The organism is Exiguobacterium sp. s5 (genome assembly GCF_018618075.1).
Classification (GTDB): domain Bacteria; phylum Bacillota; class Bacilli; order Exiguobacteriales; family Exiguobacteriaceae; genus Exiguobacterium; species Exiguobacterium mexicanum_A.
The window spans coordinates 657,414-682,045 of record NZ_JACSLK010000001.1; the positions used below are offsets into that span (position 1 = coordinate 657,414).

Consider the following 24,632-nt stretch of genomic DNA (forward strand, 5'->3'; position numbering starts at 1 on the left):
GGAGGAATTTAAATGGTAGCCAATCCATATGCAGCATATCAAAACAATGCGGTCACGACCGCGAACCCACAAGAACTGACGCTCATGCTGTATGACGGGGCGCTCAAGTTCATGCGCCTCGCCAAACTCGCCATCGAGCAAGGGAACACAGATTTAAAGAACACGAATATCCAAAAGACTCAAGCGATCTTTCAAGAGATGCGCTTGACGTTAAATAAAGACGTTGCGATTTCGGCGAACTTAGATTCGCTGTATGAGTACATGTGGCGCCGTCTCGTCGACGCGAACGTCAAAAACGACACGACCATCCTCGACGAAGTGCTCGACTTTACGACTGAGCTCCGCGACACGTGGAAGGAAGCGATGAAACTCGCGAAGCAAGCATGAGACCAATTGATGAGATTATCTTCAAAACACAGCGATTAAAAGACCTGTTGGCGCAAGTGCCGGAAGAGCCGACATATGACACATGGATGGATCAAATCCATGATCTACTTGACGACCGTGAGCAGTTGCTTGCGGCGCACGGACCGGACCTAAAGGACGCTGATCAGACAGTGATTCGTCAACTCGTCGACGACAGCCAACAGATTGCCCGCTTAATCGAGGCCGAGCATCAACGGCTCGGCATGACGCTCGGGACGGCGCGGCAAGAACGGAAGACGGTCAAGTCGTATGTCGACCCGTACGAGGATGTCGATTCGAATTTCTCGGGATTATTCGATCAACAGACATGAAACAGCTCGAAGGCGCGCCTTCGAGCTGTTTTCGTTCATAAAGTTTTAGCCTGTCGTCGTGCCTTTTGTATTACATAGGATGCGCTAAATAAGAACAACCCGCTCATATTGAACTTCAAGTAAACTAACAGGGCATCTTGAACCGACGTCACCGGAAGAAAACCGCTGAATATGACGAGCGGCAGAATCGTCACATGCATTGTTATCCAATGAATCAAAATCTGTTTTGGAAATGACCAACGTCTCACTTCATAGATGACACTCGTCAAACCAAGGGAGAATGCCATCCCACCGTAAACGAGCATATTATGTACACCTTCCATATTTCCGCTCCACCATTGATACATCGCAAGCAACCCAAATAGCATGAACCACTTCACGCCACGAACCAATCCTGTTTTCAATAAACTCATCTATCTCGTCCCCTCATTCATGTGTTGTCTTTGTATACGATTTGATTTGGAAAAAGTTTTAATATGGATGTAAGGATGCAAAGACGCCTGTTTTCGTATAAAATCGGGTAAATACCACTGTAACCGTTGCTTCTGTTCTGGAAAGGGGAGGGAAACGAGATGAGTGAGAAAAAGGTAAAGCCTAAGTCATCGAAAGATCGTCGTTACTTCGTCTACGGTCCAGAAGGGGCGTACGATGAGTATGTGGAACGTGACCCTAAACTTGAAGCGTACATCGAAGACGATGCGCCAATCGAGGACGGGCCCGATCCGTATGAAGAAGAAGAGCTCAAATCACGAGGATAAATCAGTTGAAGTCAAGGTCCAATCGCGGACCTTGACTTTTATTTATTCAGGGTGATGACCCTATACGTTTTCTTACACCGGTCAGACTAGACAATCCAGTATGCTCATCTTATCAACCACCACTCATACAAAAAGGAGAGAACTAAGATGAACATGAAACGATATGGATTGATCCTCGCTTTACCTTTAACACTACTTGTAGGCTGTGGAGAGGCCGATGAACTGAAGACGACAGCGACCGATACGGAGGAAGTTGTAGAGGCAGAGAAAAAGGAAGAACCAGCGGCAGACACAAAAGAAGAAGCAGAAGTGCAGGAGAGTGAACTTGGTTCAAACCAAATCTTCATGAAGAACAAGGCGCTCGACATCAAAGAGACGATTGGCTCTGTCAACTTCGCCATCGATAAAGTGCAGACATCCCGACTCACTGTCAACGAAGCGTATCGCGACTCGTTTGACGGGCAAGAAGAAGTGACAGTAGTCGCGATGAATGTCATCGTCGAGAATACGATTGACGACACCATCAGTTTTCATCCAAACCAAGCGACGCTCGTGACGAACACGGGCGAACAAGTGTCAGCCGACTTGTGGTTCTCGGATGACGTCGGCGGCGAGTTCCTCGGGAAAGTGAAGAAGGAAGGGAACGTCCTCTTCTTCGTCAAAGCGATGCCAGAAGAGTTGGCGGACGTGAAAGTCGTCATCGATGGACCGGCGGACGCGAACTATGAGTCGATCGGGGAATCGCGCTACGAATATACGATCAACGTCGAGAAATAAACAATGGCCGCGCCAGGGAACTGGTGCGGCCGTTTTATGTCCAGAGTAACACCCAAAAAATTTAACGTTTACCTCGAATGCCCTTTTAAAAATGGGGAATAAGATTTATATAAGTCGGAAAAGTCTTGAGGTAAAGGAGAGGATTGGATTGAAGTCGTACGGATTCATCTTAGCCATTCCCTTGCTCGTGTTAGTCGGATGTGGAGACACGGAGCCATCATCGACTACTACCGAACCTACCAGCCAAAGTGAAAGCGTTCCGTCGACAGACAGCCAAAAAGAGACGACAGAAGCAGAAACGGTACAAGATGAAGAGTTTGAAGTACAGGAAGATGAGATTGGTCGCAGTCAAATTTACATGAAGAATCGAAATCTTGGGATTGAAGAAACGATTGGGCCAATCATCTTTCAAATCGATAAGGTGCAAACGCTGCGTCTAGAAGTCGCTTCTGATTATCGTTTCTTCTTCGATGATCAAAAAGAAGTGACTATTGTCTCATTCAATATCATCGTCGAAAACACGAGTGATGAGACGGTCAGCTTTCATCCAAACCAAGCCAGGCTCGTCACAAACACAGGCGAACAGGTTGATGCTGACATCGTCATCTCCGAGGATGTAGGCGGGGAGTTTTTAGGGAAAGTGAAGAAAGAAGGCGGCGTACTGTTCCATGTCGAGTCGATGCCTGAAGAATTGACCGAAGTCCGCTTTGTTGTGGAAGGACCATATGATGATCAGTTCCGTAAAATTGCCGAGGAGCGCTATGAATACACGATCGACGTCACCAAATAAAGGAACGCGCATCTTCGAGATGCGCATTCTCTTATTGTCGTTGATGCGGCAACGGAATCGTCAACACGTTCCAGTTCTCGCCGGCGAACAGTTTCGCGAGAAAGACGATCTGCCCGACGTGATAGCTATAGTGCGACACTTGCTTCTCAATCGCCCAGATGACGCTCTTCTCTTCACCGCGGATGAAGACGGTCTTGCCGAGGTCTTCCGGCGTGAGACTCGAGAGCACGTCGTCCAACAGTTGCCAACGCTCGTCCCACGTCGTCATCAGTTCGGCGCGAGACTGTTGTTGGTCCTCGAACTCGGCGTCGCGGTTCCGGTCCGGCTTCTCGCCGTCCGTCGTCAAAAAGTCGGTCCAGCGTGACTTCATGTTGTTTGAGATGTGTTGCACGATAACCGTGAGCGAGAGCGTGTCTTTCGCGAGCACGCGATGCATATCCTCGTCGTTCACTTGCTTCAACGCGTCTTCGGCGAGCTGTTTCTGTTCCTGAAAAATCGAGCGTACCGTTTCGATGTATCTGGTTTCGAACATGGAATGACCTCCTTTGGATTCCTATTAACCATACACCAATCTGAACGTGATAAAAATAATAGTAAAATAGAGAAATCCGAATTATAATAAGAATGAACCGTGCAAGACGCCACCGCGCGATCGGTTCTTGGATGCCCTGTTTAGGTTTTGACATGATTCATGTCACGTATATCTCCTTTCGGTTTGGGGGTTCATCCGTGAAGAGAACCGACCGCGTTTGTCCGTGAGTGGATGAGCGCGGTTTTTTTGTATACGAAAAGGGAGAGCCGCGGCTCTCCCTTTTAGGCATGTTCGATTCTAAAGTCTTCCCAGTGTGATCGGGCCTGGGTCCGGATCCGCTCCGATACTTCCTTGCTGCCGAGCAAGATGCCGTACCAGCGCCGGGCATCCTCATACAGACCAAGCGCGGCCGACAAGTCGGCAATCCGCAACATGAGCTGGTCATAAGGGAGGCCGGTCCGGACTTGGTCCGTGTACGCCTCCTGTACCTCGTTGTACTTGTCGAGCGTCCGTTTCATCCATTCCTTCTCAGACGCCTCATTCCCCATCAGACGATACATCCAGACGAGTCGCATACCGAGCATGGCGACGACGGACGGTTTCTGTCCGCTCAGTTGGGCCGTTATGACGGCGAACTTGTATAGTCGGATGACGTGATCGGCCGAGCGGTCGCCCGTGAGCGCCTCGGCGTTCACCCGGTCGAAGTAGCCCGACTCGAGCGCCTCGCGATTCGTCTTCCGCACCTTGTCGAATGAGTCGTGAAAGACGAGGTGACAGTGACTACAGACGGTCGGCTCATAAAAATAAGGGTTGGCACCGTCGTACGTCGTGTATCCGTCCTTCGCGACTTCCTGTGGCCGGATGTGGCGCGACAGGACGCGTGGCGTCTCGCTCTGTTTCAAACAATACGGACATTTCACTTTTTTCGAAAAGATATGTTCTGCCATCATCTCACCTCACACGTATACGTTGACGAGCAGTCCGCGAATCTCACCGACTTGGTCGAGGAGCGACAAACGAGACGCCTCACCCGAGATGACTTGATCCGTCAGCGCTAGTAGCTTTTGGTCAACCTGTTCGACAATCTTATAAATCTTCGCCCGGCCGCGGCGGTTGAAGCCGCGTTTGTCCTCGAGGCGGAGCGCCGCGTCAACGGCGTCTTTCATAAAGTCTTTAATGAGCTGTTTATATTCAGCGAGCGACTCGACCGTTTGGCTCTCGGCGAGGAGCTCGCCTTTCTCGTGGATGGCCGCGATTTGGCGCTGGAAACGCTCGTGCTCGCGGTCCTCACGCTTTTGGCCGATGACGTTCTGGAAAGAGACGCCGGGCTCGGCCTCAGGGCGTTTCGCTTTGCCGGCGCCGTGAAGCGACTGCGTCTCCATGATACGACGAATATCCATAGAATCCGTCCTTCCTTAAGTTAGTTCAATAATTGTAGCACGCCTTGCGGCAATGCGTTCGATTGGGCAATCATCGCCATGCCGGATTGGTTCAAGATGTTGAGGCGGGCGAAGTCCATCATCTCGCGCGCCATGTCGGCGTCGCGGATGCGTGACTCGGAAGCCGTCAAGTTCTCGGACCCGATCGTGACGACGCTCACGTTCGCCTCGAGCCGGTTTTGGATGGCACCGAGTTTCGAGCGCTCGAGCGACACTTTTTGAATCGCGGCGTCGAACTTGGCGATGGCCTCGTTGGCGCCACCTTGCGTCGTCACGTCAAGGCCATCGATTCCGAGCGCGCCGGCGCGCATGTCGTCGACGTTCAAGACGACACCTTCACCGCTGCCGGCCCCGAGTTGGAAGAAGAGTGTCTCGTTGCCGGCAATATAGTCGCCGTTCATGATTTTCTTCGAGTTGAATTCGGTCGTCTCGGCGATTCGGGTCACTTCATCCGTGAGTGTCGTGATCTCGTCTTGGATCGCTTTGGCGTCATCACCGCTGAGCGTACCGTTCGCGGCTTGAATCGACAGCTCACGCATCCGTTGCAGGAGGGAATGCGTCTCGCTCATCCCGCCTTCAAGCGTCTGTGTGAGCGAGATGCCGTCGAGGGTGTTGCGCTCGGCCATCGACAGCGAGTCGAGCCGGATGCGCATCTTCTCGGAGATGGCGAGCCCGGCCGCGTCGTCGGACGCCTTGTTGATGCGGATACCGCTCGAGAGGCGGTCCATCGTCTTCTTCATCGTCGCCTGGTTGACCGTGAGCGACGAGTAGGCTTTGAGCGCTTGCACGTTATTGGTAATTTTCATAACGGTTTCCTCCTGCCGGTACGGGTTGAAGTCGGGCGTTCTCAATCGCCTCGCCCCACGTCTTGTCGAGCTCACTTGCGAGGCCGTGAAGCTCCTCGATCTTGTCCATGTCTTGTTCGATCAATGCCTCGAGGCTCGATTTCGCCATATAGAGGTAAAGCTCGTCAAGTTGGGCCGAGATGATGCCGCCGCCGTCGTGAAGTCCTTGGTGGAGCTTCGCGAGCAGTTCGCGTGCTTGACGCAAGTGGCGGTTGCGTTCGGCGATCGTCGCCGTCCTGGCTTGTTCATAGTGGTAGACGAGCGCGTGGAGCATCGCTTGGGTCAGCTCTTGCGGGCTCATTTCGTATAGTCGGTTCGAATTCATGATGGGTCTCCTTTGATGGTATCGAGTTCTTCGATCAGTAATAGCACTTCGGCCATGACGTCATACAGCTGAGGGGGAATCGCATCCCCGAGGTCAAGGTCGAGCAGGTGGCCAAGGAGCGAGTGGTCGTGCTCGATGGCGACGCCGCGCGATCTTGCCTCATCTAAAATTTTATCGGCGACGGCGCCTGTTCCACGGGCGACGATGACCGGGGCCCGGTCGATCGTCTCGTCATAGCGGACGACGGCGGCCGTCTTGCGTTTCGTCAAATCCATACGTTGATACATAACAGCCTCCTAGATGCGGAAATCATAGCCGGTCGTCTCGAGCGTCGGACGCTCGATCTCCGGTCGGTCCGTCTTCGTCAATGGGCGGAACTGGGTGGTCACGCTCCGGTAACCGATCGCTTCGAGCGTCGTCTCGATTTTGCCGAGAAGCGGCTTGGCGAGCGTCTCGACGACAGGGTCATCGTGTTCGAGCGTGAGTCGCAGATTCCGGTCGATCGCCTCGAGTTTGACGCCGATCTCTCCGAGACGTGGTGTCTCAAGTCGGATATAGAGCACGCTGTTCTCCCAGTCGACGACGTCCCCGGCCTCACGGTTTTGGATATGGACGTGGATACCGGTGTCGATCTCTTGGACTTTCGCCGGCAAGGCGAGGATGAGCTGCTGGAGCTGCCCGCCGTCGAGCCGGTTCAACGTCTGTTGGACTTGGAAGAACGAGGCGAGCCGCTGCGCTTCAGGTGTCGCCGCGTCGGGTTTCAATGACAACGTCGACGCCTGGACGCGCTGCGCCGTCTCTTGGATGACGCGGCCGGATAAGTTCGGATCGACCTTGAATGGCGTGACGCGCGGCAGTTCGCCGGCGCGGGTCGCCTGGTGCGGGATGTATTCGAGCCGGACATGGTTCGGCACGTAGCGGAACTCGTTTAAGCTGGCGCGCACTTCTTTAATGAGCGCGGCGCTCTCGGCAGGTTTCGTCGACAGCAACCCGAGGGCGACGTCGAGCTTCGCCGTCATCGCGACGAGCGCCTTCTCTTGGGTCGCGCTCGTATGTAGCAAGGCGTCCGTCTTTTGGATGAGTTGCGTCAGCCGGGTCGACACCGTCTCGAGCGCGGGGCGCGCCTGATGCGGGTTCGTCTCGACGAGGGCGGCGACTTGGCCGAGCTGTTTTGTGACCGTCACTTGCTCGTTTCGGAACGTGTTCGTCACGGTCGCGAGATGTGTCGTCACTTCTTTGACGAGCACCGGTCGTCCGAGGACGGGCGGTAACGCCTCGCGCGGCTCGATTCGCGTCCGGTGCGGCTCCGGCAATTCATTGATGAGTCGGTCGACCGTCTCCGGTGTCGGCGTCAAACGTTCGCTGACGGGACGCGACAAGTTGACGTGCTCGATGAAGCGTTCTTTCTGCGGGTAGGGGGCGTCGGGCGCCGGACGAGTCACCAGTTGTCTCGCTTCATCTAATGACGCGACGGCGATGTCGCGGGCGACGTCACGCGGGAGCGTGGGTGCCTCGATCGTCTTTAGCCAAAGGACCGCATCGCGCAGGTCACCTTTAAAGACGGTTTCGAGCAGTCGCACCGTGTCCTCGTTCATCGGTAACCGTCCTGATTGGAGCAGGCGGCTGACGGCGCTCCGCACCTCGGGCGGTAGCGACGCGAGCAACGCTTGGATTTTTGTATCGAGTTTCACCGGTTGGCCGCTCGAAGTGTCCGGCGTCTCCGGCTCAGGCTTGACGACGATCGTCCCGATTAGCTGGCCGTCTTGTTCGGCGAGCGTCAATTGGAACGGGTTCGTTTTCGGGAGCCCGCCTTCGAACGTGACCTCGACGTGCTCGCCGTTGATTTTAACGATGCCGGAGTCGGGTCCGGTCTGTTTGACGAGTTCGGCCTTATAGACCCGGTTCGTCTGGATACCGGCCGTGACCGCGACGGCCGCGGTCAATGGGGCTTGGATTTGCATAGTTGTCACCTCGACCAATATATCGACCTCTTTTTCAAAAAGTGAAGCGAAACCGACAGAAAAAAACCTCCCGTCGGACGACGGAAGGGTCAGGATTCGAGCAAGGCGTTCTGGTTCAATTGTTGAAACCGGGCGACGAGTTCGCCCGTCGCTTTCAGTTGGTTGCGGAGGACGTACGCGGTCGCGTTCGTTTGGATCCGGTGACCGTCCTGGGTGACGACCGAGCCGTTCGGCTCTAGCGGGTCACTCGAGATGTCGCGGATGTGGGACCAGGCGTACCATTCGCAATCAGGGCGCTTCGGGGACTTCGTCGGGAAGAAGACGAGCCCGGACGTCGGTTCGATGACGACAGGCACTTTGCCTTTGACACTGGCGACGCGCTTGGCAACGAAGATGCGTTCCTCGATCGAACTGCTGTACTGGCGGCACGAGAGCTGCAACAGCTGGTAGGGCCGGAGCGGCGTCATGATCTCAGATCCGTCCTCGAGAATGATCCGCGATTGCATCGTCATGTCTCGACATGGCAAAATCGCCACCGTCCGTTTCGTGATCCGGTATTTCTCCTCGGAATGGTAGGGGCGCATACAGCTGCACCGTCCTTTTCGTATTGGATTTTCAGGCTCGGCCATAACAGATGGAACACAAACCTAAATCATCCCTTCCATGATATATCACAAAATATGTAAATTCAATAAGACGATATGAAAAGTAGGGAAATATAATTCCAATGTAAGCCAAACGCGAATTCGTTTGCAAAAATTTGAGAAAGTGTTTGTCACGCCTGCAAGAAGGTGGTAAGATTACCGATAGAGGGAAAGCCTCTGTATTCTTCAATGGTGAAAGGAATGGATTTACACATGGTAGGTAAAGTAAAATGGTTTAACTCAGAAAAAGGTTTTGGATTCATCGAAGTAGAAGGCGGCAAAGACGTATTCGTACACTTCTCAGCAATCCAAACTGACGGCTACAAATCACTTGACGAAGGTCAAGAGGTAGAGTTTGAAATCGTTGATGGCGAGCGTGGCCCACAAGCGGCTAACGTTACAAAATTATAATTTCGAACCACGAGTCGGCTCCTAACGGGGCCGACTTTTTTGTTTTTCTCACATAATGTCCTTCCCAATCAAAATCGCGTTTAAGAACGGACAGAACGGGTAGTTTGTTTCTATACCACCGATTCACGTGGAAGACGGACCTGTCGGAACAAAATTGTCATTATTTTCTGATGATAACGTTTTCAAACGATTCGGATTCGGGGTATACTATATATGAGCCACCTGGTTCCACTTTCTTTTCAGAAATGAAGCAGGAGATTCGGTCCAATCTGACGAATCATTGGGTCAAGCGGTTATTTTAAGGAGGAGTTCAGATGATTTATAACATTCGCGGCGAAAACATTGAAGTCACACCAGCCATCCAAGACTATGTCGAGAAAAAGCTGGACAAATTGACTCGGTATTTCACAACTCCTACGGATGCACAGACGGCTTACGTCAACTTGAAAGTGTACAATGAGAAACAAAAAGTGGAAGTGACGATCCCGATGCCGAACTTGTTGCTCCGTGCTGAGGAGACCAACCTCGACATGTACGCGGCAATCGACCTCGTCGTCGACAAATTGGAACGTCAAATCCGTAAACACAAAACGAAACTCAACCGTAAATCACGTGCCAAAGATGGCGGTATCGGCGAGTACTTCAAATCACTCGAAGGTCCCGAAGACGTGGTCGTCTATGACGAGGACGAGGCAGAACTCGAACTCGTGCGGACGAAGCGCTTCACGCTCAAACCGATGGACACGGAAGAAGCGATTCTTCAGATGGACATGCTCGGTCACAGCTTCTTCGTCTTCTCAGACGCAGAGACGGGCAACACGAACGTCGTCTACCGTCGTAAAGACGGCAAATACGGCTTGATCGAACCTGAATAATTCAACCTTGAAACCACACGGCCCTCCGACTCGGAGGGCCGTTTCCTTTTGCCTTTCCTTGAAAGCAAGGGTCACTTCGGTTAAACTGTACATTAGGGAAAAAACATGCATTTTTTCAGTGAATGCAGAGGAGATAAAGCGTATGGCGAACTTTTTGAAAGATTTATTTGCTCCACAGAAACGAGTATTGAAAAAAGCAGAAAAAGCGGCCGACCTCGTCGAGTCGTTCGCCGAACCGATCAAGGCATTGTCTGATGAAGCACTTCAGGCGAAGTCGGTTGAGTTCCGGGAGCGTTTGGACAAGGGCGAGACGCTTGACGATATTTTGCCAGAAGCGTTCGCGGTCTGCCGCGAGGCGTCCGAGCGCGTGCTCGGCATGCGCCACTACCGTGTCCAGCTCATCGGGGGCTACGTGCTCCATAACGGCGACATCGCCGAGATGAAGACCGGGGAAGGGAAGACGCTCGTCGCGACCCTCCCGGTGTACTTGAACGCGCTCACGGGCCGCGGCGTCCACGTCGTGACGGTCAACGAATACTTGGCCCGCCGTGACAAAGAACTCATGGAACCGCTCTACTTCGCGCTCGGTCTCTCGGTCGGCCTCAACGTGTCGAACATGGACCGCGTCGAGAAGCAGGCGGCATACAACTGTGACATCACGTACTCGACGAACAACGAGCTCGGTTTCGATTATTTGCGTGACAACATGGTCCTTTATAAAGAAGACCGTGTGCAACGCGAGCTCTACTTCACGATCGTCGATGAAGTCGACTCGATTCTCGTCGATGAGGCACGGACCCCGCTCATCATCTCGGGATCGGCTCAAAAATCGACAGAACTCTATACACGGGCCGACGCGTTCGTGCGGACGCTCAAGATCGAGGACGACTACACGGTCGACGTGAAGACGAAATCGGTCCTCTTGACGGACAAAGGGGTCGACCTCGCCGAGAAGTTCTTCGGCATCGACAACTTGTTCGCGATCGAGCACGTCTCGGTCAACCACCACGTCGGGCTCGCCCTTCGTGCCAACGCCGTCATGCATCATGACGTCGACTATATGGTCCGCGACGGCCAAGTCATGATCATCGACCAGTTCACGGGTCGGGTCATGGACGGACGCCGCTACTCGGAAGGGTTGCACCAGGCGATCGAGGCGAAAGAAGGCGTCGAGATTCAACGCGAATCGATGACGCTCGCGACGATCACGTACCAGAACTACTTCCGCATGTATGAGAAGCTAGCCGGGATGACCGGGACGGCGAAGACGGAGGAAGAAGAGTTCCGTAACATCTACAACATGCAGGTCGTGACGATCCCGACGAACAAACCGATCCTTCGGGAAGACCGTTCGGACCTCATCTTCAAATCGATGGAAGGCAAGTTCAAAGCCGTCGTCGACGAAATCATGGCAGCCCACGCGACGGGACAACCGGTCCTCGTCGGGACGGTCGCCGTCGAGACGTCGGAGTATTTGAGCAAGCTCCTCTCGAAGAAGAAGGTCAAACACGAAGTGTTGAACGCGAAGAACCACGCGCGTGAGGCCGAAATCGTCGAGAACGCCGGACAAAAAGGTTCAGTCACGATCGCGACGAACATGGCCGGACGCGGTACCGACATCAAGCTCGGCGAAGGCGTCATCGAGCTCGGCGGATTATACATCGTCGGGACCGAGCGCCACGAATCACGCCGGATCGACAACCAGCTCCGTGGACGGGCCGGACGACAAGGGGACCCGGGTAAATCCCAGTTCTACTTGTCACTCGAAGACGAGCTTATGCGCCGCTTCGGGACCGACAGCCTCCAGAGCATGATGGAGCGCCTCGGCATGGACGACACGCAACCGATCGAGAGCCGCATGGTCTCGAAAGCGGTCGAGTCGGCCCAAAAACGTGTCGAAGGCAACAACTATGACGCACGGAAGCAGCTCCTCGGCTACGATAACGTCATGGCCGACCAACGGAAAGTCATGTACAAAGACCGGGCCAGCATCCTCGAGAACGAATCGGTCACGGACATCGTCCGTTCGATGATTCAAGAGACGGTCGAGACGGGCGTGGCGCAATATACGCCGCTCGAACTCGTGCCGGAAGAGTGGAACATCGAGGAACTCGCGCACTGGGCCAACCAGACGCTCGCCCTCGAGCAACCGGTCGAAGGCAAGGACTTCTTCGGCAAAGAGCGCGAAGAGATCATCGAGCTGTTGAGCGAACGCACGAACGCGCAGTATGAGGCGAAACGCCAACTCGCGCCGCCGGAACGCTTCAACGAGTTCGAGAAGATCATCGTTCTCCGTGCCGTCGATTCGCACTGGATGGCGCACATCGACCATATGGACCAGCTTCGTCAAGGGATTCACTTGCGCGCTTACGGGCAGAACGACCCGCTCCGTGAGTATCAGGCGGAAGGGATCAACATGTTCGATGCGATGAACGCGGCCATCTCCGAAGAAGTGACCGGCTTCGTGCTCCGTGCCGAAGTCGGCGACAACCTCCGACGCGAGAAAGTCGTCGAGGAGGAAGTGGCGGTGTCTGGCAAGGACGACACGCCGGTGAAGAAAAAGCCGGTCCGTCGCTCTGAAGACCAACGGCTCGGGCGCAACGACCCGTGCTGGTGTGGTTCAGGCAAGAAGTTCAAAAACTGCCACGGCAAACAACAGGCTTAATTTTGAAAGAGGCGAGCCCGCTCGCCTCTTTCCTACGGAAAGGTGACCTACACTATGGAAATTTCAGATATTCGCAACGAACTCGAGGCGATGGCGAAACGCCTCGAGAATTATCGCCAATCGCTCAACCTGACAGAGAAGCAGGCCCGCATCGCCGAGCTTGAGAACGAGATGACGTACCCGGACTTCTGGGACAGCCAAGAGAAGGCGCAAAAAGTCATCGACGAGTCGAACGCGCTCAAAGCGATGGTCGACAAGTATCAACAGCTTGCGGACGGCCATGAGGACGGCGAAGTCACGCTCGAACTCATCAAAGAAGAGCCGGACGCCGAGATGCAAGAAGAACTCTCGGAAATGGTGACGGCGCTCAAGGCCGATTTCGACGCGTTCGAACTTGAGATCCTCTTGAACGGACCGTATGACGCGAACAACGCCATCCTTGAGTTGCACCCAGGGGCGGGCGGTACCGAATCGCAAGACTGGGCATCGATGCTGCTGCGCATGTATCAACGTTTCGCTGACAAGCAAGGCTGGAAAGTCGAGACGGTCGACTACCTTGCGGGCGAAGAGGCCGGCGTCAAGTCGGTCACGCTCCGTATCGTCGGGCATAACGCCTACGGCTATTTGAAAGCGGAGAAAGGGATTCACCGATTGGTCCGCATCTCACCGTTCGACTCGTCAGGCCGCCGTCATACATCGTTCGTCTCGTGTGATGTCATGCCGGAGTTCAATGACGACATTGAGATCGAAGTGAAGACGGAAGACCTCCGCATCGACACGTACCGCGCGTCGGGTGCCGGCGGTCAGCACATCAACACGACCGATTCGGCCGTCCGGATCACGCACGTGCCGACAGGTGTCGTCGTCTCGTGTCAGGCTGAACGTTCGCAAATCAAGAACCGCGAAGCGGCGATGAAGATGCTTAAAGCGAAACTGTATCAACGTGAACTCGACGAGCAGCAACGCAAGCTCGATGAGATCCGTGGCGAGAAGACAGACATCGGTTGGGGCAGCCAAATCCGCTCGTACGTCTTCCACCCGTACGCGATGGTCAAAGACCACCGCACGAGTTATGAGGTCGGGAACACGAGCGGCGTCATGGATGGAGACATCATGGGCTTCATCGACGCATACCTCCGCAAGACAAATATGTGATGCAAGTGGCTCAAGGACTCACGTCTTTGGGCCACGTTGTATGTAGAGGAGAAAACCTTTAATGAAGCAAATCGTCAAAGACTATATCTATTTACTGACCGGGTCCGTCTTCGTCGCCTCGGCGTTCAGTTTGTTCCTATTGCCGAACAACCTCGCCTCGGGCGGCGTCAGCGGAATCTCGATCATCACGTACGAGCTGTTCAACATCTCGCCGGGGGCGTTCCAGCTCGTGTCGAACGTGTTGCTCCTCCTCGTCGGCTGGATGATCCTCGGGCTCGGCTTCGGCGTCAAGTCGCTCGTCGGGTCAATCTTTTTGCCGGGCGTGATCTTATTTTATGAAGCGATCGAAGCGGGTGCCGCCGTCAATGACACGCTGCTCGCGGCCGTGTTCGGCGGGGCCGGTGTCGGCATCGGGCTCGGCCTCATCTTCCGAGGGCGCGCCTCGACCGGTGGGATGGATTTGCTCGCGCAGATTTTACATAAATTCACCCATATCCCGCTCTACCTCTGTATCGCCATCCTCGACGGGGCGGTCGTCCTCGTTGCCGCTGTCACGTTCTCGTTCACGACGGGGCTATATGCACTCATCGCCCTGTTCATCACGATCAAGATGATCGACTTCGTCCAGCTCGGTTTCACGCAGGACAAGATGGCCTACGTCATCTCGGAGCAGCGGGACGTCATCACGCGTGCCGTCTTCGATGAGCTCGACCGCGGCGCGACAGAGATTCAAGCGATCGGGGCGTACTCGCGTCTCGAGCGGCCAATGCTCCTTGTCGTTGTCCGCCAAAACGAGGTGAGCCGTCTGAAAGAGATCATCCGTCGCATCGACCCCGACGCGTTTCTCATCTTCAGCGAGGCGCACGAGGTGATGGGGCAAGGGTTCACGTCCGACAAACGCTATATCAACGTGCCTTGAGTTGTGGAATCTTTGTGTATTTTTCATGAGATTAGGTTAGAAAGCGGTTCATAACGGCTATAATGGTAAAAGTAGGTTATTTCTACGACATAGGAGGGGAACCTGATTATGAAGAAATGGATGATGGCGATCGGACTTGGCGCCATGCTCACGCTCGGTGCGTGCGGCGGTGGCGATGAAGAAGAGTCGACGAGCAACGGGGACGGCGCGAACACGGCGTCGGTCGACGCGGAAGCGGTCTACGCCCAAAACTGTGCGGCGTGCCACGGCGCGAACTTAGAAGGCATGAGCGGTCCGAAACTTTCGGACGTCGGTTCACGTCTGTCGGCTAGTGAAATCGAAGAAATTATCAAAAACGGGAAAGGCGCCATGCCTGCGAACGTGATCGAGGGAGACGAAGAAATCACAGCGGTCGCGGCTTGGCTCGCTGAGAAAAAATAATCAGGGCACGGGAGACACTCGTGGTTTGACTCAGGCACTCGCGGACGCGAGTGCCTTTTTGAATGTGCGTTTCACCGTCTGTGTCGATCTCGTGAAGCCCATCTTCATTTCGACAATTTCACACCGAACTCCATCCAACTGAAACATTCCTGTAATGGTTATTTAAAAGTCCGATTGCTATAATTGTAGGCGCTTGAAGAATATCGCCTGTCGCCTTTTTTGGATAGGTGGGCACGAACAGGGTCCCTTGACAGGACGAGTGCTTATCGTGTAGAACAGAGGCTAGGCGAAAATATTCACTTAACGAATCAATTCGATGAAACCAATTCAGAATTCGTCATAGATGCATGGAAAATATATAAAAAGGGTAGGGGAATACGTTATGATATCGATGCAAAAAGTCAGCAAAGTATATCCGAACGGCGTCGTCGCAGTCGACGACCTCGATTTGAAGATCGAAGACGGCGAATTTTTATACGTCGTCGGACCATCCGGCGCCGGGAAATCGACGTTCATGAAAATGATTTATCGGGAGGAGAAACCGTCGAGTGGTCAGCTCATGATTGACGGGATCGACGTCGGCAAACTGAAAAACCGCCACGTCCCAAAACTGCGCCGTCAACTCGGCGTCATCTTCCAAGACTACAAGTTGTTGCCGTCTTTGACGGTATATGAGAACGTCGCGTTCGCACTCGAGGTCGTTCAAGCCGACACGGGCACGATGCGCAAACAGGTCATGGACGTGTTGAACCTCGTCGGCCTGAAGCACAAGGCGCGCAACTATCCGGACGAACTGTCGGGTGGGGAGCAGCAACGTGTGTCGATCGCCCGTGCCATCGTCAATAAGCCTAAGCTCATCATCGCCGACGAGCCGACCGGTAACTTAGACCCGGACACGGCTTGGGGCATCATGGAAGTATTTGAAGAGATTCACCGTCGCGGGGCCACGATCGTCATGGCGACGCACAACCGTGATATCGTCGACAAGATCCGTCATCGCGTCATCGCGATCGAGAACGGAAAAGTCGTCCGCGATGAAGAGAAAGGAGCATATGGCTATGATATTTAAAAGTGGAATCCGTCATCTGCGCGAAGGGTTCAAGGGAACACTTCGCAACGGGTGGATGACGTTTGCGGCTGTCAGTGCCGTCACCATCACCTTGTTACTCGTCGGGGTGTTCGCCCTCGTCATGTTCAACGTCAATGAGATCTCGGAGAACGTCGAGAACGACGTCGAGATCCAAGTATTCGTCACCCGGACCGCGGAGGAAGCGAACGTCGAGAAGCTCGGCGAGAATATAGAGCAGATTCCAGGCGTCGCATCGGTCACGTTCAGCTCGAAAGAGGATGAACTGGAGAACTTCCGTAACCAGCTCGGGGAAGACGCCAACGCCTATGGAACGGTCGAGAAAGACAACCCGCTCCATGACCGCTATATCGTCAAGGCATCAGACCCGCTCGAGACGGAGACGGTCGCCGACGCCGTGCAATCACTCGACAACGTCGATAAGGTCACATACGGACAGGACTATATCGACAAGATGTTCGCTTTCTTCAACGGGATTCGCATCGGTGGACTCGTGTTGATCGTCGGTCTCACACTCATGGCGATGTTCCTCATCTCGAACACGATCAAGATGACGATCTTCTCACGCCGTCGCGAGATTGAGATCATGCGCCTCGTCGGGGCGAAAAACAGCTTCATTCGCTGGCCGTTCTTCATCGAAGGACTTCTCCTCGGTGTGCTCGGCGCGCTCATCCCGATCGCCGTCATCTACTTCGGTTATGACGTCGCATATAGTGCTTTACAACCATCGCTAGATCAACTGAATAGTGATATATTTAAATTGATTGATCCATCGGTACTGACGACACAAGTGTCGCTCGTCCTCTTGGCGCTCGGTGCTTTCATCGGGATCTGGGGCTCGACAACATCACTCGGTCGGTTCTTGAAAGTCTAATCTAATTTAAATATGAGGAGGAGTTGGCGGATGAAACGTTCGCTTGCGCTTGGATTAAGTTTGACGCTACTTGCCTCGCCGGTCATGGCGACGGAGAAAGACACGCTGAAAGCACGACAAGATCGTCTATCCAATCAATTGGAGGAGTCCAAGAAAGCGCAAGACGAGACGGACGCCGAGCTCGACATCACCGAGGCGGAACGCGACGCGGTAGCGACAGAGATTCGCGCCGTCAATGAACGTCTCGAGGGATTAAGTGAACAGATCGCCGTCCAGCAGGAAGAAGCGGACGCGGCGCGCACCGAGCTCGAGGAAACCCGTGATCAACTCGCTGCCCATGGGCAGTACCTCGAAAGCCAGAAGGCGCTCCTTAGTGAGCGTCTTCGTGTGCTTCAAGTACACGAGGACCGGTCCTATCTCCAAGTCGTCTTTGAGTCCCGCTCGTTCGGAGACTTCGTGACGCGGCTGTTGACCGCGCAGACGATCGCGGAGCAGGACCGGGACCTCATACATACCTACATGAATGAAGTCGAGCGGCTCGAAACGCTCGAGGCACGGCAACGGACGCAGCTGTCATTCTTGAAACAAAAAGAACGTGAGCTCGTCGTGACGAAACAAGCGCTCGACGTCGCCGCCGAACAGAAGCGCGACTTGTTGTCGGAGCTGAACGAACAGGTCGAACTGCTCGAACTTGAAAAAATGAGCCGTGCCGAAGAGCAGGCGCTCATGAACGAACAGAGCCGCATCATCGCCGGACAGCTCGAAGCGATCGCCACGGCGGAACGAGAAGCGGCCGAAGCGCAGGCCCGAGCCGCAGCTGCAGCGGAAGCGAAAGGACAGTCGGACGAGAAGGCCACGGCCTCACCAGCACCGACGCCCCCACCGCCTGCGGAAGCCCCGACGAACGTGTCGGGGCCGGCGACCTCGTTCGTCCGTCCGGTGTCCGGTTACGTGTCGAGCCCGTTCGGTCCTCGCCAAAACCCATTGACAGGCGTGGCGGAGTCGCATCGCGGCATCGATCTCGTCAATGCGACCGGGACCCCGATCGTCGCGGCGGCACCAGGCATCGTCATCAAGGCGGCGCCGGCGACAGGATACGGCAACGTCGTCTTCGTCTCCCACATCGTCGGTGGGGCCGTCTGGACGACCGTATATGCCCATCTCGACTCGATCACGGTCTCGTCTGGGCAAACGGTGTCCGCTGGCCAGACCGTCGGTACGCTCGGCAACACGGGCTGGTCGACGGGACCGCATCTCCACTTCGAATTACATCGCGGACAATGGGCGCCAGGGCAACCGAATGCGGTCGACCCGGGTCCTTATATCGGTTACTGATGAGACGGACGTGTTCCAAATTTGTGGAACGCGTCCGTTTTTCTGAACTTTTTGCTATACTGAATGAAAGACTGACAAAGAGAAAAGAGGGAATCACCCGTGAAAAATACAACCGCAGGATTACTAGCCGGCGCTACGTTCGTCGCCGGGGCCGGTGCAGGGCTCGCGACGATGGCGTTTACGGATACGGCGCTGCCGATTCAACCGAAGGCAGAAGGCTGGGACAAGGTCGACCAAGTCCGGCAATTGATCGAGACGCATTCATTGAAGGATATTTCGGAAGAGGATTTATTGACCGGTGCCCTCGACGGGATGACGGCAGCGCTCGACGACCCGTACTCGGACTTCCTCGATGCCGAAGAGACGTCACAGTTCACCGACTCAATCGAGTCGAGCTTTGAAGGAATCGGCGCGACTTTGGAGAAGAAAGGAGAAGACATCTTAATCGTCGCTCCAATCAAAGGCGCACCAGCCGAAGCGGCAGGTCTTCGGTCCGGTGATGTCATCACAGCGGTCGACGGGGAATCGATTGAAGGGATGGCCGTCGAAGAGGCGGTTCAACTCATCCGGGGCGAGAAAGGGACGGTCGTTACGCTGACGATTCAGCGCGGCGGCCAAGAGGCCGACTACGAGATCACACGCGATACGATTCCAATCGAGACCGTCTACTCGGAAGTGAAAGAACAGGACGGGAAAAAGGTTGGTTATATCGAGGTGACCCAGTTCTCTGAGCCGACGGCCGATGAGTTTTTGGAGCAGCTTGAGACGCTCGAGTCAGAAGACATCGATAGCCTTATCATCGACGTGCGCGGGAACCCGGGTGGCTTGCTTCCGGCCGTCATCGAGATGACCGAAGGGTTCGTCCCGACGAACAAACCGGTCGTCCAAATCGAGAATGCGGACGGGGAACGCGAGTCGCAGAGCGGCCGCGCCCGAGAAGCGAAGCCGTACGACTTGTTCGTCTTGACGGACGAAGGATCGGCGTCGGCATCTGAGATTTTGGCTGGTGCGCTCAAAGAAGGGGCCGGTGCCACGATTATCGGCAACAAGACGTTCGGAAAAGGGGTTGTCCAGACGGCGTTCGATTTAGAGGACGGCAGCAACTTGAAGCTGACGACGAGCAAATGGCTCACGCCGGACGGCAATTGGATTAACGAGAAAGGCATCGAGCCGGACGTCGAGGTCAATCAACCGGATTACTTCGGGGTGAACCGCATCCTCGCCGACACGGACTCGCTCAAAGTCGGGGACTACGGGGAAGCGGTCTCGAACTTGCATACCGTGTTGACGGGCATCGGCTATGAGCCGGGCGGACAGCCGGGCTATTTCGGTGATACGATGGGCCGTGCCGTCAGTGCCTTCCAAGCCGACAACAACTTGCCGGAAGACGGGATCGTCAATGAAGCGACGGCGTCGGCGCTCGAGTCACGCTTGCTCGAGGAGATTCAAGACGAGGCGAACGATGCCCAATTGAATCGCGCGCTCGAAGAAGCTGCAAAATAAGGATTAGGGAAAGGATTGGACAAGTGTGGACGTTCTACGAATGAGTTTTACTGCTTTGTTGACCTTGATCGGTAGTCCGCTACTCTGGGCGACGCTCGTCGCCCTCGCTTACATATCCATGACGCGTATCAAACGGGAGCGGGGCATGTTTCGCTCGCGTCGGCGTTCGCCGAAATCGGACTGGCGCCATTTTCTATGGCCGAGCCTGCTCCTTGCGGTCATCGGTTCGGCGGCGCTGATTCTGCTCGAGACGACCGTCAACTGGGAATGGGTCGTGACGTTCAGCGTGCTGTACGCGCTTATCGTCTTGACGATGCACCCGCGTTTCAGTAGCCCGGCGTTCCCGTTTTTGATCATGCTGACGGCAGTCGCGCTTCGTGACGTCATCGAGTATGGCGGACTGACAGGGTGGATGGATCGATTGGCCGAGGTCGACTGGCCGGTGTATGCGCTCGTGTTCGGTATCGTGACGCTCGCGGAGGCGATCCTCTTACGGTGGAACGGTCCGGTCGAGACGTCACCGACGCTCATCTTGTCCAAACGGGGCCAGTTCATCGGCGGGCACGTCGTCAAACGGCTCTGGTTCTTCCCGCTTGTCGTCTTCTTACCCCCGTCCTTCGGTCTCGACGGCCCAGTGCCGATCATCTTGCCGATCCCGATCGGGGTCAGCCTGCTGTCGACGGGAGCACTCCCAGGGACGCTCCTCGGCCGCTTGAGCCTGTATCGAGGCCTGCTCGCGCTCATCGCCATCGGTTTGTTCGGGGCTTCCTACGCCATCGACGTCCCGTACGCGGCCTACATCTTGCTCGGTCTGTTCGTCTTGTATGAGTTGGCGCTACAACTCATCAAGCGAGAGAATCGAGGGACGACGCCGGTGTTCATCAACGGCAACCGAGGAGCGGTCATCATCGACACGCTCCCGGGCTCACCGGGCGAGGCGATGCAGCTCATCCCGGGCGAATCGATCTACAAAGTGAACGGGACCGTCATCACGGGCGGGAGCAGCTTCTATGAGGCGCTCCAGTTGCATAAACCGTACATCAAGCTCGAGGTGCTCAACTTGAACGGGGACATCCGTTTCGTGCAACGGGCGATGTACGAGACCGACCCGCACGAGCTCGGCATCTTGTTCGTCGCCGAACCGGCGAGCCCGCGTTTGCGGTTACGGAAACTATAAAAGGGAGCATCCTTGGCGGATGCTCCCTTTCGTGCGTTCAATTAAAGTTCAAGTTTTGATGGTTTGAAGCCCATTGTCGCTTCGACTGCGTGTTGCCAGCCTTTATACAGATTTTCGCGGTGTGCTTCGTCCATCTTCGGTTCGAATTGATGGTCAAGTTTCCACTGTTGTTTGATCTCTGCTTGGTCTTTCCAGAACCCGACGGCGAGACCGGCGAGATAGGCGGCACCGAGAGCCGTCGTCTCGCTCACTTCAGGCCGTTCGACCGGGACGTCTAAGATGTCCGCTTGGAACTGCATGAGGAAGTTGTTGTTGACCGCACCGCCGTCGACGCGGAGCGTCTTCAACTCGATGCCAGAATCTTGTTCCATCGCCGTCAAGACATCGCGTGTCTGATAGGCGAGTGACTCGAGCGTCGCCCGGACGAAATGTTCTTTCTCCGTCCCGCGCGTGAGGCCGAAGATGGCACCACGGACGTCTGAGTTCCAATACGGGGCACCAAGTCCGACGAAGGCTGGGACGACGTAGACGCCGTCTGTCGTCTCGACGCGGTTGGCGTACTGTTCCGTGTCTTTCGCCGACTTGAGCATACGGAGCCCGTCACGGAGCCATTGGATGGCCGAACCGGCGACGAAAATCGAACCTTCGAGCGCATATTCTACTTTACCGTTGTATCCCCATGCAATCGTCGTGAGCAGACCATGGTCCGACTTGACGGCTTCTTCGCCCGTGTTCATGAGCATGAAGCAACCTGTTCCGTACGTGTTCTTACCTTCTCCTGACTCGAAGCAGGCCTGACCGAAGAGGGCTGCCTGTTGGTCACCGGCCGCGCCGGCAATCGGAACTTCGAAGCCGAAGAAGTGGTACGGGATCGTGTTGGCGTACACTTCACTCGACGGTTTGACTTCCGGGAGCATCGACTTTGGTACCGTCAAGATCTCGAGCAACTCATCGTCCCATTTTTGCTCATAGATGTTGTACATGAGCGTCCGTGACGCGTTCGAATAGTCCGTGACGTGGGCGTGGCCGCCTGACAGTTTCCAGATGAGCCAAGTGTCGATCGTTCCGAAGAGGAGGTCACCAGCTTCGGCTTTCTCACGGGCGCCTTCGACGTTGTCGAGGATCCATTTGACTTTCGTGCCTGAGAAGTAGGCGTCAATCAAGAGGCCTGTCTTATCGCGGAACAAGTCGGCATGACCGGCTTCCTTCAACTCATCACAAATACCGGCTGTTTGACGCGATTGCCAGACGACGGCGTTATAGACCGGACGTCCTGTCGACTTCTCCCAGACGACGGCTGTTTCCCGTTGGTTCGTGATTCCGATAGCTGCGATCTCTTTTGGATCGATGTCGGCCGAACCAAACGCCTCGGCCATGACGGCGAGGACAGAACCCCAAATCTCATTGGCGTTATGCTCGACCCAGCCTGGCTTAGGGAAGTACTGTTTGAACTCGCGCTGAGCGGTCGTGACGATTTTTCCGTCGTGGTCGAAGATGATCGCCCGTGAGCTTGTCGTTCCTTGGTCAAGTGCTAAGATGTAGCGTTTTTCTTTCTCCATATGAGAGAGCCTCCTTAGAAATTAGAAAGATTATGGTACGAGAATACCGTATAGCAATGCGGCGATGACCGCCCCGATGATCGGTCCGACGACCGGGATCCATGAGTAGCCCCAGTCCGACGTGCCTTTGCCTTTGATAGGAAGGATCGCATGTGCAATCCGCGGTCCGAGGTCACGCGCCGGGTTGATGGCATATCCCGTTGTACCACCAAGCGAGAGACCGATCGAGACGACGAGGAAACCGACGATAAGCGGATTCAAACCGTCCGTGAACGTGTTGGCCCCGAAAGATAAAATTCCGAAGACGAGGACGAACGTACCGATGATTTCTCCGATCACGTTGAACGGCGTGCTACGAATCCCAGGTGCGGTCGAGAACGTCGCCAATTTGGCGCCCGGGTCGTCGGTCGCATCATAGTGCGGCTTGTAATGGACATACACGAGGACGGCCCCGATGAACGCCCCGATGAATTGTGCCAAAATATACGCTGGCACATCAGCCCAAGGGAATGAGCCTGCTGTCGCGAGACCGACCGTCACGGCAGGGTTCAAGTGAGCCCCTCCATAGATTCCGGCCGCGTATACCCCGATCATAACGGCGAAGCCCCAACCGAACGTGATGACGACCCAACCTGCGTTCTCCGCTTTCGAATGACGGAGGACGACGCCGGCGACGACACCGTTACCGAGCAAGATGAGTAGCATTGTACCAATAATTTCGCTGACGAATGCTGACATGTGATACTCCCTTCCTTCCATATTAAATTTGGCTTACCACTTCATTATATGCCCCAAATGAAAGCGTTTCAAAACCGAATATGCAAAAAAAGCCACTTTTCTCATGAAAAGTGGTTTTGATTGGTAATCCGGCGTCTGAAGTCGAGGGTGATCCCGACGAGAAAGACGAGCAGGACCATCAAGCTCACGTACGCGAGCGGGGGAAACCACGTGGCTCCGAGGTCGAGGAGGATCGAAGCGATGACGGTGAGGTAGAGCCAAGCGAGGCGCAACGAAATCTCTTTATCGTCGTAACGGTCCGTGAGGGATGCCCCAATCGGCGCGCCGATGAACGCCCCGAGGACGAGGGCAAGCGGCGTCACATAATCGAGCGATAGCGACGGCAGATAGCCGACGAGTCCGCCGAGCGAGATGAACAGGACGGCAGCGAGGCTCGTCCCGACCCCGCGATGTGTCGTGAAGCCGAGCCAACTGACGAGGAGCGGGACGATGATGAACCCGCCGCCGATGCCGAGGAGGGCGGACAATAGTCCGGCCATCGCTCCGATCATCATCCCCGCGAGAACGGTCGATTTTTTCGGCTTCTGCGGTTTCGATGTTTTCTTTAATAGCGTAACGGCAAAATAAGATAGGATAGCCAGATAAAATAAGTTCAGTAACCAATCATACGTCCCCGAGATCGAGAGGACGAGGCGGCTCGACAGCTGTGCCGTGACGGCGCCGGTCAGTCCGACCGTGATGCCGGTCGACCAAGACACGTTGCCGAGCGACGTATGTTTCTTCGCGCCGGACAGGCTCGTCCCGACGACGAACAAGAGCGACGTGGCGACGGCCTCTGCTGCCGAATAACCACTAAAGAGCAGCACTGGGACGATGATGACCCCGCCGCCGATGCCGAAGAATCCGGACAAGGCGCCGACGATGGCACCGAGCGGGATGAAGAGAAGTGACCACATGACGACCAACTCGTTTCTACTTAGATTCACTCTCCATGATAACGAAAAGCGGAACGATTTGGGAAGCGTGTCAGAAGCGAATATTTGTTCGTGTATGTGCTATAATCAAGTCAATATGCAAGGAACAGA

The 24,632-nt window shown here is 55.1% G+C and carries 28 protein-coding genes; 16 read left to right on the plus strand and 12 right to left on the minus strand.

Going from position 1 to position 24,632, the window contains the following annotated elements:
• The first annotated feature begins 12 nt into the window (after positions 1–12).
• Together fliS and KNP60_RS03465 are read left to right on the plus strand one after the other, a co-directional pair.
• Positions 13–387 (plus strand): flagellar export chaperone FliS, encoded by a 375-nt coding sequence (gene fliS / locus KNP60_RS03460; protein WP_214796938.1) that lies wholly within the window; start codon positions 13–15, stop codon positions 385–387.
• Positions 384–737 carry a flagellar protein FliT gene (locus tag KNP60_RS03465; protein WP_131485092.1) on the plus strand — a complete coding sequence of 118 codons (354 nt, stop codon included), beginning with the start codon at positions 384–386 and terminating at the stop codon, positions 735–737. The genes fliS and KNP60_RS03465 overlap by 4 nt, the downstream gene beginning before the upstream one ends.
• A gap of 35 nt (positions 738–772) precedes the next feature.
• Here KNP60_RS03465 and KNP60_RS03470 read toward each other — a convergent pair whose 3' ends face one another.
• A complete protein-coding gene (locus KNP60_RS03470) occupies positions 773–1,150 on the minus strand; it encodes a DUF3021 family protein (RefSeq protein ID WP_214796939.1) in 378 nt (125 codons plus the stop codon).
• Between the two features lie 159 nt (positions 1,151–1,309).
• Between KNP60_RS03470 and KNP60_RS03475 the strand changes: the two genes are divergently transcribed.
• The 3 genes from KNP60_RS03475 (at position 1,310) to KNP60_RS03485 (ending at position 3,062) form a co-directional block, all read left to right on the plus strand.
• Positions 1,310–1,495 carry a hypothetical protein gene (locus KNP60_RS03475; RefSeq protein WP_029595024.1) on the plus strand — a complete coding sequence of 62 codons (186 nt, stop codon included), beginning with the start codon at positions 1,310–1,312 and terminating at the stop codon, positions 1,493–1,495.
• Positions 1,496–1,642: 147 nt separating this feature from the next.
• Positions 1,643–2,272 carry a DUF4352 domain-containing protein gene (locus tag KNP60_RS03480; protein WP_214796940.1) on the plus strand — a complete coding sequence of 210 codons (630 nt, stop codon included), beginning with the start codon at positions 1,643–1,645 and terminating at the stop codon, positions 2,270–2,272.
• A 148-nt stretch (positions 2,273–2,420) separates the two neighbouring features.
• Positions 2,421–3,062, plus strand: coding sequence for a DUF4352 domain-containing protein (locus tag KNP60_RS03485; RefSeq protein WP_251131304.1), 642 nt, complete (start codon positions 2,421–2,423; stop codon positions 3,060–3,062).
• A 31-nt stretch (positions 3,063–3,093) separates the two neighbouring features.
• Here KNP60_RS03485 and KNP60_RS03490 read toward each other — a convergent pair whose 3' ends face one another.
• From KNP60_RS03490 to KNP60_RS03525, 8 genes are all read right to left on the minus strand, one after another.
• A complete protein-coding gene (locus tag KNP60_RS03490; protein WP_214796941.1) occupies positions 3,094–3,594 on the minus strand; it encodes a DUF1572 family protein in 501 nt (166 codons plus the stop codon).
• Between the two features lie 281 nt (positions 3,595–3,875).
• On the minus strand, positions 3,876–4,541 hold the full coding sequence (locus tag KNP60_RS03495) for a DUF2225 domain-containing protein (protein ID WP_034778577.1): 666 nt from the start codon (positions 4,539–4,541) through the stop codon (positions 3,876–3,878).
• Positions 4,542–4,550: 9 nt separating this feature from the next.
• On the minus strand, positions 4,551–4,994 hold the full coding sequence (locus KNP60_RS03500; RefSeq protein WP_029595028.1) for a YaaR family protein: 444 nt from the start codon (positions 4,992–4,994) through the stop codon (positions 4,551–4,553).
• A 20-nt stretch (positions 4,995–5,014) separates the two neighbouring features.
• Positions 5,015–5,839: a flagellin N-terminal helical domain-containing protein gene (locus KNP60_RS03505; RefSeq protein ID WP_214796942.1), complete on the minus strand. Its 825-nt coding sequence runs from the start codon at positions 5,837–5,839 to the stop codon at positions 5,015–5,017.
• On the minus strand, positions 5,823–6,203 hold the full coding sequence (locus KNP60_RS03510) for a flagellar export chaperone FliS (RefSeq protein WP_138859055.1): 381 nt from the start codon (positions 6,201–6,203) through the stop codon (positions 5,823–5,825). The genes KNP60_RS03505 and KNP60_RS03510 overlap by 17 nt, the downstream gene beginning before the upstream one ends.
• Complete coding sequence (locus tag KNP60_RS03515; RefSeq protein ID WP_029595031.1) at positions 6,200–6,490, minus strand: EscU/YscU/HrcU family type III secretion system export apparatus switch protein; 291 nt, start codon at positions 6,488–6,490, stop codon at positions 6,200–6,202. The genes KNP60_RS03510 and KNP60_RS03515 overlap by 4 nt, the downstream gene beginning before the upstream one ends.
• 9 nt (positions 6,491–6,499) lie before the next feature.
• Positions 6,500–8,164: a hypothetical protein gene (locus KNP60_RS03520; protein WP_251131305.1), complete on the minus strand. Its 1,665-nt coding sequence runs from the start codon at positions 8,162–8,164 to the stop codon at positions 6,500–6,502.
• A gap of 89 nt (positions 8,165–8,253) precedes the next feature.
• On the minus strand, positions 8,254–8,748 hold the full coding sequence (locus KNP60_RS03525) for a competence protein ComK (RefSeq protein WP_214796943.1): 495 nt from the start codon (positions 8,746–8,748) through the stop codon (positions 8,254–8,256).
• Between the two features lie 273 nt (positions 8,749–9,021).
• On the opposite strand from KNP60_RS03525, the gene cspD reads away from it, so the two are divergent.
• The 11 genes from cspD to KNP60_RS03580 all read left to right on the plus strand — a co-directional run bounded on the left by cspD (position 9,022) and on the right by KNP60_RS03580 (position 21,250).
• The gene (cspD, locus tag KNP60_RS03530) at positions 9,022–9,219 is read left to right on the plus strand and encodes a cold-shock protein CspD (protein WP_021065411.1); all 198 of its coding nucleotides are present in this window, start codon (positions 9,022–9,024) and stop codon (positions 9,217–9,219) included.
• Between the two features lie 314 nt (positions 9,220–9,533).
• Positions 9,534–10,094 carry a ribosome hibernation-promoting factor, HPF/YfiA family gene (hpf, locus tag KNP60_RS03535; protein WP_021065412.1) on the plus strand — a complete coding sequence of 187 codons (561 nt, stop codon included), beginning with the start codon at positions 9,534–9,536 and terminating at the stop codon, positions 10,092–10,094.
• Positions 10,095–10,236: 142 nt separating this feature from the next.
• Positions 10,237–12,759 (plus strand): preprotein translocase subunit SecA, encoded by a 2,523-nt coding sequence (secA, locus tag KNP60_RS03540; protein ID WP_034778566.1) that lies wholly within the window; start codon positions 10,237–10,239, stop codon positions 12,757–12,759.
• Positions 12,760–12,813: 54 nt separating this feature from the next.
• Positions 12,814–13,914 carry a peptide chain release factor 2 gene (gene prfB / locus KNP60_RS03545; protein WP_214796944.1) on the plus strand — a complete coding sequence of 367 codons (1,101 nt, stop codon included), beginning with the start codon at positions 12,814–12,816 and terminating at the stop codon, positions 13,912–13,914.
• A gap of 61 nt (positions 13,915–13,975) precedes the next feature.
• A complete protein-coding gene (locus KNP60_RS03550; protein ID WP_214796945.1) occupies positions 13,976–14,833 on the plus strand; it encodes a YitT family protein in 858 nt (285 codons plus the stop codon).
• A gap of 108 nt (positions 14,834–14,941) precedes the next feature.
• Complete coding sequence (gene cccB / locus KNP60_RS03555) at positions 14,942–15,274, plus strand: cytochrome c551 (RefSeq protein ID WP_214707242.1); 333 nt, start codon at positions 14,942–14,944, stop codon at positions 15,272–15,274.
• A 382-nt stretch (positions 15,275–15,656) separates the two neighbouring features.
• Positions 15,657–16,343 carry a cell division ATP-binding protein FtsE gene (gene ftsE / locus KNP60_RS03560; RefSeq protein WP_214707244.1) on the plus strand — a complete coding sequence of 229 codons (687 nt, stop codon included), beginning with the start codon at positions 15,657–15,659 and terminating at the stop codon, positions 16,341–16,343.
• Complete coding sequence (gene ftsX / locus KNP60_RS03565) at positions 16,333–17,235, plus strand: permease-like cell division protein FtsX (protein ID WP_214792817.1); 903 nt, start codon at positions 16,333–16,335, stop codon at positions 17,233–17,235. The genes ftsE and ftsX overlap by 11 nt, the downstream gene beginning before the upstream one ends.
• Before the next feature lie 30 nt (positions 17,236–17,265).
• Positions 17,266–18,570 carry a murein hydrolase activator EnvC family protein gene (locus KNP60_RS03570; protein ID WP_214796946.1) on the plus strand — a complete coding sequence of 435 codons (1,305 nt, stop codon included), beginning with the start codon at positions 17,266–17,268 and terminating at the stop codon, positions 18,568–18,570.
• Between the two features lie 99 nt (positions 18,571–18,669).
• Entirely contained in the window at positions 18,670–20,073 is a 1,404-nt protein-coding gene (locus KNP60_RS03575; protein WP_214796947.1) for a S41 family peptidase, read from the plus strand.
• Positions 20,074–20,113: 40 nt separating this feature from the next.
• A complete protein-coding gene (locus tag KNP60_RS03580; RefSeq protein WP_214796948.1) occupies positions 20,114–21,250 on the plus strand; it encodes a PDZ domain-containing protein in 1,137 nt (378 codons plus the stop codon).
• A gap of 41 nt (positions 21,251–21,291) precedes the next feature.
• On the opposite strand, the gene glpK is transcribed toward KNP60_RS03580, so the two are convergent.
• From glpK to KNP60_RS03595, 3 genes are all read right to left on the minus strand, one after another.
• Positions 21,292–22,809: a glycerol kinase GlpK gene (gene glpK, locus KNP60_RS03585; RefSeq protein WP_214707253.1), complete on the minus strand. Its 1,518-nt coding sequence runs from the start codon at positions 22,807–22,809 to the stop codon at positions 21,292–21,294.
• Positions 22,810–22,839: 30 nt separating this feature from the next.
• Entirely contained in the window at positions 22,840–23,547 is a 708-nt protein-coding gene (locus KNP60_RS03590) for an MIP/aquaporin family protein (RefSeq protein WP_034778546.1), read from the minus strand.
• A gap of 101 nt (positions 23,548–23,648) precedes the next feature.
• On the minus strand, positions 23,649–24,503 hold the full coding sequence (locus tag KNP60_RS03595; protein WP_214752917.1) for a sulfite exporter TauE/SafE family protein: 855 nt from the start codon (positions 24,501–24,503) through the stop codon (positions 23,649–23,651).
• Positions 24,504–24,632 lie beyond the last annotated feature (129 nt).

What these genes read in the sequence shown, in the direction of transcription:
- fliS (WP_214796938.1), top strand. Translation starts at nt 13, where the DNA reads ATGGTAGCCAATCCATATGCAGCATATCAAAACAATGCGGTCACGACC.
- KNP60_RS03465 (WP_131485092.1), top strand. Translation starts at nt 384, where the DNA reads ATGAGACCAATTGATGAGATTATCTTCAAAACACAGCGATTAAAAGAC.
- KNP60_RS03470 (WP_214796939.1), bottom strand. Translation starts at nt 1,150, where the DNA reads ATGAGTTTATTGAAAACAGGATTGGTTCGTGGCGTGAAGTGGTTCATG.
- KNP60_RS03475 (WP_029595024.1), top strand. Translation starts at nt 1,310, where the DNA reads ATGAGTGAGAAAAAGGTAAAGCCTAAGTCATCGAAAGATCGTCGTTAC.
- KNP60_RS03480 (WP_214796940.1), top strand. Translation starts at nt 1,643, where the DNA reads ATGAACATGAAACGATATGGATTGATCCTCGCTTTACCTTTAACACTA.
- KNP60_RS03490 (WP_214796941.1), bottom strand. Translation starts at nt 3,594, where the DNA reads ATGTTCGAAACCAGATACATCGAAACGGTACGCTCGATTTTTCAGGAA.
- KNP60_RS03495 (WP_034778577.1), bottom strand. Translation starts at nt 4,541, where the DNA reads ATGGCAGAACATATCTTTTCGAAAAAAGTGAAATGTCCGTATTGTTTG.
- KNP60_RS03500 (WP_029595028.1), bottom strand. Translation starts at nt 4,994, where the DNA reads ATGGATATTCGTCGTATCATGGAGACGCAGTCGCTTCACGGCGCCGGC.
- KNP60_RS03505 (WP_214796942.1), bottom strand. Translation starts at nt 5,839, where the DNA reads ATGAAAATTACCAATAACGTGCAAGCGCTCAAAGCCTACTCGTCGCTC.
- KNP60_RS03510 (WP_138859055.1), bottom strand. Translation starts at nt 6,203, where the DNA reads ATGAATTCGAACCGACTATACGAAATGAGCCCGCAAGAGCTGACCCAA.
- KNP60_RS03515 (WP_029595031.1), bottom strand. Translation starts at nt 6,490, where the DNA reads ATGTATCAACGTATGGATTTGACGAAACGCAAGACGGCCGCCGTCGTC.
- KNP60_RS03520 (WP_251131305.1), bottom strand. Translation starts at nt 8,164, where the DNA reads ATGCAAATCCAAGCCCCATTGACCGCGGCCGTCGCGGTCACGGCCGGT.
- KNP60_RS03525 (WP_214796943.1), bottom strand. Translation starts at nt 8,748, where the DNA reads ATGCGCCCCTACCATTCCGAGGAGAAATACCGGATCACGAAACGGACG.
- cspD (WP_021065411.1), top strand. Translation starts at nt 9,022, where the DNA reads ATGGTAGGTAAAGTAAAATGGTTTAACTCAGAAAAAGGTTTTGGATTC.
- hpf (WP_021065412.1), top strand. Translation starts at nt 9,534, where the DNA reads ATGATTTATAACATTCGCGGCGAAAACATTGAAGTCACACCAGCCATC.
- secA (WP_034778566.1), top strand. Translation starts at nt 10,237, where the DNA reads ATGGCGAACTTTTTGAAAGATTTATTTGCTCCACAGAAACGAGTATTG.
- prfB (WP_214796944.1), top strand. Translation starts at nt 12,814, where the DNA reads ATGGAAATTTCAGATATTCGCAACGAACTCGAGGCGATGGCGAAACGC.
- KNP60_RS03550 (WP_214796945.1), top strand. Translation starts at nt 13,976, where the DNA reads ATGAAGCAAATCGTCAAAGACTATATCTATTTACTGACCGGGTCCGTC.
- cccB (WP_214707242.1), top strand. Translation starts at nt 14,942, where the DNA reads ATGAAGAAATGGATGATGGCGATCGGACTTGGCGCCATGCTCACGCTC.
- ftsE (WP_214707244.1), top strand. Translation starts at nt 15,657, where the DNA reads ATGATATCGATGCAAAAAGTCAGCAAAGTATATCCGAACGGCGTCGTC.
- ftsX (WP_214792817.1), top strand. Translation starts at nt 16,333, where the DNA reads ATGATATTTAAAAGTGGAATCCGTCATCTGCGCGAAGGGTTCAAGGGA.
- KNP60_RS03570 (WP_214796946.1), top strand. Translation starts at nt 17,266, where the DNA reads ATGAAACGTTCGCTTGCGCTTGGATTAAGTTTGACGCTACTTGCCTCG.
- KNP60_RS03580 (WP_214796948.1), top strand. Translation starts at nt 20,114, where the DNA reads ATGAGTTTTACTGCTTTGTTGACCTTGATCGGTAGTCCGCTACTCTGG.
- glpK (WP_214707253.1), bottom strand. Translation starts at nt 22,809, where the DNA reads ATGGAGAAAGAAAAACGCTACATCTTAGCACTTGACCAAGGAACGACA.
- KNP60_RS03590 (WP_034778546.1), bottom strand. Translation starts at nt 23,547, where the DNA reads ATGTCAGCATTCGTCAGCGAAATTATTGGTACAATGCTACTCATCTTG.
- KNP60_RS03595 (WP_214752917.1), bottom strand. Translation starts at nt 24,503, where the DNA reads ATGTGGTCACTTCTCTTCATCCCGCTCGGTGCCATCGTCGGCGCCTTG.